Origin of the sequence: Nocardiopsis halophila DSM 44494, assembly GCF_000341245.1 — a bacterium.
In the GTDB taxonomy this organism is placed as follows: domain Bacteria; phylum Actinomycetota; class Actinomycetes; order Streptosporangiales; family Streptosporangiaceae; genus Nocardiopsis_A; species Nocardiopsis_A halophila.
Window position 1 is genome coordinate 21,287 of record NZ_ANAD01000026.1, and the last position, 6,243, is coordinate 27,529.

Genomic DNA, 6,243 nt, shown 5'->3' on the forward strand with positions numbered 1-6,243 from the left:
GCGGCGGGGGNCACCTGCGGCGGCGGCGCCCGAGACCTCGGGCTTCTCCGGTTCCTCCGGCTCCTCGGATCCTCCGGCGGACCCGCTCCCGGCCTTGTTCTCCTCGGAGACCGTGTCCGGCGCATCACCGGCGACGGTGTCGGAGGAGTCGTCGGAGAGCTCCGTGGAAGTGTCGTCAGAGGCGATGCCAGCGACCGACGCGAAGGCGGCCGTGCTCTCGGGGTCGCCGTCAGGATCGGCCCCGGCCGTCGAAGGCACGTCTTCGACAGGCTCGTCGGACTCGCCGGCAGAAGGCTCGGTCGCCGAAGGGCCGCCAGAGGCCCCCGCGGCCTCCTCCTGCCCCTTCGTCCGTTCCGCCTCTGCGTCGTCCGCGTCGTCGAAGACCGGGGCGAAGGCCGCCGTGCTCTCAGGATCCCAGGACTCGGACTCCTCTCCGGGCCCGGAAGCGCCGGATCTCTCCTGGTCCTCCGCGTCCGCGCCCTCCGTTTTCGGCGCCTCCTTCTCAGGAGCGTCGTCGGCGGCGGGAGCGTCGGCAGTGGAAGCGTCGTCCTCGGCTGCGGCGGCGGAGGCCTCTTCCCGGACGGACCCCTCTTCGGTGTCCTTCTCGGCCGCCTTCTCCGCGTCGTCCCCCTTGGGGACCGCAGAGGCGCTGTCGTCCCACGTCCCGTCGTCGCGCAGGCTGAACCCCTGCGCGGCGAGGCTCTGGGCGACCTTGTCCCGGAAGAAGCTGCCGCTGTCCTTGAAGGCGCCCACGCCCTCCGCGTCCCCGGAGGCGTCGTCCTCGTCATCGCCGCTCAGCGGCGCCTCACCGGCCTCGGCGCCCTCAGCCCCTGCACTTTCGGACCGCTCGTTCTCGGGCTCCTCGCTCTCGGACTCCCTGCTCTCCGGCCTGCCCTTCTCGGGCACGCCATCGACCGCCGCGTCGGCCGGCGCCCCCTCATCGGCGGGGGCACCCGCGGCGGTCTCGTCGTTCTCTGGCGTCTCGGGGCGCCGCTCGTCGTCGCCGGCGCCGTAGGTGCTGTCACTCAGTTGGAGGCCCCCTGGAATCCTCGATCCCCCTTGCGTCTACATCGACGTGTGACGCAGACGCGGGCCGAATCGGTTCAGCAGAAATCTCGGGTGGGGAACGGCGCTGCGGGGGATACCGCCGAAAACCCCGCCAACACGATACCGGGCCCCGCCCCCGCCCGACGTCGCGGGGAATGGTCAGCGGCCGATTCTTACAGGACTCTTATTCCGCGAGGCGGGGGCCCATATTGCCCAGGACCGAGCGCGCGTTCACCGTGAGTGAAGATGCTCGGCGCACACCGCCCGAAAGCGGGTCAAGCCATTCCAGGGAGTGATCATGGCCGTCCGGTCAGGGGACGTCCTCCTGCGGGGCGTCCTCCTGCGGGACACCGTCCTCAGCGCCGCCGTCCGTGCCGCCGCCCTCAGCACCGCTCGGGGCGGGGAGGCCCGGCTCGGCCTCGTCGAGTTCGGCCTCGTCCGGATCGGTGAGGGCGGGTTCGGACGCACCGGGGGCGGGGGCCGCCGGATCGCCGCCGTCCGGGCCGGGGACGGCCGTCGGCGGGCACTCGCCGCTCACCGGGTCGGGGTCGGCGCAGGGTGATGCCTCTCCAGGGGGACCGGCCTCGCCCTCACCCGGGGCGCGGTCCGGAAGCGGGAGGGTCGTGCCCGACCCCGCGTCGTCCCCGCGCACGACGGATGCGACGGGACGTTCGGCGGCGACCTCGGCGGTGGTGACGACCCCGGCCGGGGCGACGAGACTGGCCGGGACGAGCAGAGCGAGAGCCAGGCCCCCGACCGCGCCGTTGGCGACGGCGGCGACCGCCACCCCTGTCAGCGCCACACCGCCGCCCAGCATGCCGAGGGCGGTGCCGGCGTTGCCGAAGAGGTAGGCGAGCGCGGGAACGGCGACCATGTCCACAGCGAGGGTCGCCAACCATGCGGCCACATGTCTGCCCATGCCGCTCCCCTCCGAGCACGGTGATGAGCGAAGTGAGGGGATCATAGCCCCGGGAAGGTCGGCCGGCGCCCTGAATTCCCGGATCGCCGTCCTTGCGGAAGCCCTTTCCCTCCTCCCGTTCGCCCGCAATGGAGAAAGACGTTCCGAAGGATCGGGAATGTGCCCCGAGAAGCGTTCCCCGTACCACCGCGCAGGATTCGCCACCTGCCGAAGAAAGGAGAATCGGCCGTGTCCACGACATGGGATCCCGGAGCACCGGGCGTCCTGGCCCTGCCTTCGGGACGCCTGGTGCGCGGAAGGGGGCTCCGTCGGCGAGAACCGACCGGCCCGCGCCCGGACTTCGGCCTCTACCTGCAGGGACGCCAACCTCCGAGTGTTCCGTGGGACAGCGTTTGGGTGCGTTGGCCCGACTTTCTCCTGCCGACCGACCCCGACGCCGAGCGACACTTCAGAACGGCGTGGCGGCGGGCCGGGCAGGAACGCGTGGAGGTGGCGTGCTCGGCGGGTATCGGGCGTACCGGCACCGCGCTGGCGTGCATGGCGGTACTCGACGGCCTGTCACCGGATGAGGCCGTCGAATACGTGAGGCGGAACTACGACCACCGCTCGGTCGAGACCCCGTGGCAGCGGTGGTACATCCGGCATTTCCGTCCCACGGCAGACGAGTAGCACAGGCGAAGCCTCTTTCACAGTAGGAACAGAAAATCGGTTCCATCCACACCACCGAACGCGCGCTCCAGACCGGTTCTCCAGGTCGGTAGCGGCCGCACCGGCCGCACCGGCCCTCTGAGGGACCGACGGCCCGACGCCTTCTCTCCGACCACACGGCTCCGCCCGTCAGCCCTGAGGCCGACGACCTGGCAGGCAGCGATGAAGAAGGTCGACGGCACCGGATGCAACCCTGTCGTCTGGTAGGTGCGCGAACGGTCGATGCCCTAGCGGCGACGACGAAGGCGGGTCGTCCTGCTGGCGGCGCTGTCGTCCGCCGGGTGTGGGGATGGTCTCGGGTGGGGGCGGCGACGGAGTAGCGGGTACCCCGCTCACGGCCCCTGGCCGGGTGGCGGGCCGCCGGTGGCCGGGGTGGGCAGCAGCGACGAGGACGATGGCGCCGGGGTGTCGGACGCCGCTGCCGGGCGCCGGGCGTGCGGATGGTCGCCGGGCAGGCGGCGATGACGGAGCCGGGAGGTTCCGGTCACGGCGCTGTCGGCTGCCGGGCGGGCGGGAGCGATGGGGCGCGGGGGCACGGGGCGGCAGAGGGGTACCCCGGTCCAGGGCGTTTGCCCGGCCTTGCTGTCCGCAGGGGCCGGTGTGCGGTGAGGGCGCGGTGGAGGCGGCGGACGGAGCCCGGGGCCTGGGTCGTGGCCGCTGGAGTGGTGGAGCTTTCGGCCGCGTCCTTGTGAGCGGTGCGGCCGCTGCGGCGCGATCGGCGGCCTCGCCCCGGGTGCGCGCCCCCTCCTCGCCGTTGATCTCGGGAGAGTCGGGGTAATACCGGCGAGTATTACCCCGACTTCCCCGAGATCAACAAGGGTGTCGGTGCGGGCGGCGGGCAGTGCTCCCGGGGGCGGCCGGGCCCGCAGAGTTCCACCACGCCAGCGGACACGACCGGGGCCTGTCCGTCTGCGGGGTGGTGACACGACGTCCTCGGGGTGAAGGGCGGGGTGCTGTCCGGTGGGTCGGGCCGCGGCCGGCGCGGACGCCCCTGGGGGTGGTGCTGGGGGCAGGAACGCGGGGAGCGGGCCCGGGCCGGGACGCCCTTGGCAGGCTGTGGGTACGGGCTCACTCGGGCAGGGCCCCTTGGTGAGGAGGCGGAGGGTGGGGTGGCGCTTCAGGGATGCGCGGAGGGACCCGATCACCCGGGTGGGTCGGTTCCACCCCTGTCACCGGAGTTTCCCCCGCGCCCGGGGCCGGTGCGCCCGTCCCGGGTTCCCTTCCGGGGCCGGTTCGGCGGCCGAGTGCTGGCCCGGTAGTGGGCCTCAGCCCGCGCCCGGTGCTTCTCCCGGTTGTGCCGCCCGCACAGCAGCTGCGCGTTGCCCAGGGTGGTGGCCCCGCCTTCCCACCACTCGGTGCGGTGGTCGCCCTGGCACCACCGGGCCGGGACCGAGCAGCCCTCCTCCCACTGGCAGGTGGGGGCGGTGGCGGCCAGGGCCTGGCGGACCCTGGAGGGGAAGGTGCGGCGGGCCCGGCCGATGTCGACCACGCTCTCGACGGGGTCGGTGACCAGCCGCCGGACGATGGAGTCCGAAGCGAAGGCCCGCACAGCCGAGGGCGGGAGCAGGCGCCCGCGGTCCGTGGTCGCGGGCTCGGCCCCCTCCTTCAGGAGCAGGGCCTCCAGCGGCACCACCACGCTCACCTGCGGACGCAGGACCCCACGGCGGCGGGTTCCCTGCTCTACGCGGGGTGCTGCCAGGGCGGTGGCGGCGTCGGAGCCCTCCTGCGGCACCGGCACCTCAAGGCCTTCGGCGGCCAGGCGGTTCTCGCACAGCTGCACCAGGGCGTCGAAGCGCCGCTGGGCCGGGGTGCGCTCATCCGGCGGGGCGGTGTGGGCCTCGACGGCGGTGCGGATGATCTCCTCCGAGGCCGCATCTCCCTGCACCTGCAGAGCGAACCCGAAGGCATTCTTGGAGAACCGTGCCTCACGCGCTCCGTAGGCCTGCCGGTCCTCCTCCTCGTGCACCCGAGGGGATACCCGCTCGACGAGAGTGCGCCCGATCCTGCCCAGCATCCGCTCGTCGGCCCCGCCGCGCGCGGCCTGGAGCAAGATCGGCTCGGCCGCCTCCCGAAAATCCTCCACGCCGGGGTGCTCCTGCATGCACCGACCGGCCGCGGCCTTCTCGCATCCCTCGACGATACGGGCCAACTGTGCGAAACCGATCTCTCCCGCCTCGACCGCACCGACCGAGGCCGGGTAGTCGTCCAGGTGCTCAGCGACCCTCACGATCGCCTTGGCCTGGGCCAACGGGCGCCCCTGATCGCGCAGCAATCCGGTCACGGTGGAGGAGGCCGCTCCTGACAGACACCCGGCCCCGCGCATACGCGCGGCCAAACGGGCCGCCGCAAGGTCCAGGGCATCCAGCCCCGAAGCCAGGGCCTCCATGGTGGCGGTGAGCATGTCCCGGTGGCCCGGTGCCACCTCCATGTCCCCAGCCCGGTCGGCCTCGGCGAGCACACCATCGATCCCGGTCCGGATCCCCTCTGCGGGAGATCCGGCCGGAACACCGGGGTGCCGCTGATCTGCCATACACCCATTATGAACCACCCGCCACCATTTTTGGGTGCCCGGCGGAAGATTCCCCAAAGATTTTCCAGGAAGCACGATCGTCGCAGGTCAGAACACATGTTGATCTTGACCGGAGGGTGCTGAGGCATTGCCCAGCAAAGGCGGCTTGGAATGGCGGCGCCTTCTTAGCATAGGGGGCCCTGCAGAGCGGATCGCTTTCCTTTTCCAGGCGCCTTGGAATCGGGGCGCCTCGCCCTTTCCAGGACGTCCTGGAAAGGCGGAGGGGTACCCGTTCCAGAGCGGGGCACCGGTAAGGACCGATGCGTTCCCAAACCGCCCAGGCCGCCCCGGCAGCCGAACGGGGGCACCCGGCACGAGCACGGCAGGGCCGCCACCGGCCCTGTGGAGACGTGCCCCTGCGGCCTGGCCAGCCGGAAGACAGCAGGGGCGAACGATAGTGGTGATCTCACCACCCGATCGCACATCGGGTGGCGATCTCACCACTATCGATTCCCGCGCAGGCGCCGACCGCGCGGCGCAACAGTGGCCGCGGCCGCCAGAACGCGCCCCGGCCGGGCGCCGGCCGCCCGCCCGACAGGCCGGGGCGGGCGGGACCCGCCCGGCCTTCGTCGTCGCCCCCACTCGTGACCGCCCGGGGCCCGGCCGCCCGACAGGCAGGGCCGGGGAACCACACCGCCTCGCCGTCGNCGCCCACGCTCGACCGGCGGGGCCCAGGCAGCCGGGAAGCAGCAGTGAGCGGGGCACCGGCCGTGCCGTCGTCGCTGCTCGTCGCCGGTACCGCAGAGGCCCGGCGGCCGACCGGTGGCACCGGGGAACCGCCCCGCTTCGTCGTCACCGCTCCCATCCTGGCACTCCGACGACCCGCCGGCCGGGAACGGGCCGTGAGCAGGGCCCCTGCTCCTCCGTCACTGCCCCGCCACCCGACAGGCAAGCCCGGGGAACCGCCCGGCCCTCGTCGCCGCCATCTGCTCGACCGGCGAAGCCCCGCCGGCCGGGAAGCGGCAGCGAGCGGGGCACCGGCCGTGCCGTCGCCGCTCCC

Annotated in this window: 3 protein-coding genes; 1 reads left to right on the forward strand and 2 read right to left on the reverse strand. The window is 73.0% G+C overall.

Translation table 11 applies throughout. The features are described 5' to 3' along the window. Positions 1-1,357 precede the first annotated feature (1,357 nt). Positions 1,358-1,966, reverse strand: a complete 609-nt coding sequence (locus tag D450_RS0103195) for a hypothetical protein (RefSeq protein WP_241483037.1) — start codon at positions 1,964-1,966, stop codon at positions 1,358-1,360. 228 nt (positions 1,967-2,194) lie between these two features. Here D450_RS0103195 and D450_RS0103200 point away from each other — a divergent pair, with 228 nt between their 5' ends. Then, the gene (locus tag D450_RS0103200) at positions 2,195-2,635 is read left to right on the forward strand and encodes a protein-tyrosine phosphatase family protein (RefSeq protein WP_026128355.1); all 441 of its coding nucleotides are present in this window, start codon (positions 2,195-2,197) and stop codon (positions 2,633-2,635) included. 1,180 nt (positions 2,636-3,815) lie between these two features. Here D450_RS0103200 and D450_RS0103205 read toward each other — a convergent pair. Further along, positions 3,816-5,132 carry an HNH endonuclease signature motif containing protein gene (locus D450_RS0103205; protein WP_017537235.1) on the reverse strand — a complete coding sequence of 439 codons (1,317 nt, stop codon included), beginning with the start codon at positions 5,130-5,132 and terminating at the stop codon, positions 3,816-3,818. Positions 5,133-6,243 lie beyond the last annotated feature (1,111 nt).